The organism is Vibrio sp. 2134-1, assembly GCF_033339495.1.
The window spans coordinates 1-536 of the sequence record NZ_JAWOUS010000880.1 but is presented as its reverse complement, the minus strand read 5'-3'; the positions used below and the strand labels follow the sequence as shown (position 1 = coordinate 536).

Below are 536 nucleotides of genomic sequence, written 5' to 3'. Positions count from 1 at the left end.
AAAGAGCCAGAGACATAGTGCCTCTGGCTCTTTAAGTACTCGCTTGTTAAAAATGTTCTTGCTGCTGAGCTTATTTGCTACGGCGCGCTTTTACTGCTTCAGAAAGCTGACGAAGTACCGTTTCCGTATCGTCCCAACCGATACATGCATCAGTAATCGACTGACCGTAAGTTGCCACTTTACCATCCACTAAATCTTGGCGGCCTTCAACCAAATGAGACTCGATCATCACGCCAAAGATTGCATCTTCACCACCAGCGATTTGCTCTGATACATCATCAGACACTAGCATTTGACGTTTGAACTGCTTAGAGCTGTTCGCGTGGCTAAAATCGATCATCACTTTCTTCGGTAGACCTGCCGCGTCCAACTCGTCTTTGATTTGAGCAACGTGTGCTGCACTGTAGTTTGGTTCTTTACCACCACGTAAAATGATGTGGCAGTCTGGGTTACCTGCGGTTTCAACAATCGCTGAATGACCGTACTTCGTTACCGATAGGAAATGGTGAGAAGCACTTGCAGAACGAATAGCATCG

1 protein-coding gene is annotated in these 536 nt (G+C 46.5%); it reads right to left on the bottom strand.

The features are described 5' to 3' along the window. Positions 1 to 70: 70 nt before the first annotated feature. A partial coding sequence (locus R7R78_RS29040) for a 3-deoxy-7-phosphoheptulonate synthase (protein ID WP_225474956.1) occupies positions 71 to 536 on the bottom strand: 466 nt, incomplete at its 5' end.